The 1,183-nt window shown below is 50.3% G+C and carries 1 protein-coding gene; it reads left to right on the top strand.

The window, feature by feature from the left end; translation table 11 throughout:
• A partial coding sequence (locus BLV85_RS14740; protein ID WP_245725250.1) for a BREX-1 system adenine-specific DNA-methyltransferase PglX occupies window positions 1-1,106 on the top strand: 1,106 nt, incomplete at its 5' end.
• Window positions 1,107-1,183: the final 77 nt, after the last annotated feature.

Here is a 1,183-nt window from a genome sequence, read left to right as displayed (position 1 = left end):
CATCTTCTCAGAGATTGGGCGGGGTGCTCCACTATCACCGGCCATGGTCTTACAAAAGGCGCTTTCGGTTACCCACAAATTCTGCCGAGGAGCCAGATTTTTTAGTGGTGAATTCTCCGGAAGATATCAAGATTTGTGACCCGGCCTGCGGCTCCGGCCACATGCTCACCTACGCCTTCGATCTGCTCTACGCCATCTACGAGGAGGAAGGCTACGACCCGGCAGAAATCCCGGAGAAGATCCTCACGAATAACCTCTATGGTATCGAGATCGATGAACGCGCCGGGGAGCTGGCGGCCTTCGCCCTGACCATGAAGGCCCGCGCCAAACAGCGCCGATTTTTCAACAAAAGCGTCAAACCCAATATCTGCGTGCTGCAGAACATCCATTTTGATGAGGATGAACTGAAGGAGTACATGGATTTTATAGGGTATGACTTGTTCACCGCCCCACTGCAAGCCACCCTGCGCCAGTTCGAAGAAGCCGACAACTTCGGCTCTCTGATCCGTCCGGATGTCACCGACGTGGACAACATGCGCAGTTATTTAAAGTTAAAGAACGTCTCCGGACATCTGTTCCTGAGCAAAACCCACGAGAAGGTACTGCAAGCTCTGCAGCAGGCCGACTATCTGAGCCCGAAATACCATGTGGTGATTGCCAATCCTCCGTATATGGGGGGTAAGGGGATGAATGGGCGGCTGGGGACATGGGCCAAAGACAATTACCCAGATAGCAAGTCAGACCTGATGACATGCTTTATGGAACGCGCACAGACGTTGGCGCAGGCGAAGGGTTTGTGGGGAATGATCAACCTTCCTTCCTGGATGTTCCTGAGTTCCTTTGGAAAACTCAGGTTAAGGTTGCTCAAGGTCAACAAAATCATGTCGCTGCTACATCTTGGGCGAGGAATATTTGGCGCGGATTTCGGAAGTGTCGCATTTGTGGTCAATAATTGTAAGTCAACTGCGGAAACGACCGGCACCTACCGACGATTGTTCGAAAAAAATTCGATAGTCCGTGATCCAGAGGAAATAAAGCAACTTTTTTTCAAAAGGGACTACGGGCGGTTTAGTGTACCCCAGCTCCGTTTTATTAGTCCGAAGTAAGGTTAAAACCACCGCCTTTAAGGCGGTAAGATTTATCTTTTAAAATTTTGGACGTACCATGATGCTAAAAGTAGGGG

Source organism: Nitrosomonas halophila (assembly GCF_900107165.1).
GTDB lineage: Bacteria > Pseudomonadota > Gammaproteobacteria > Burkholderiales > Nitrosomonadaceae > Nitrosomonas > Nitrosomonas halophila.
This window is presented reverse-complemented; position numbering and strand designations above follow the sequence as displayed.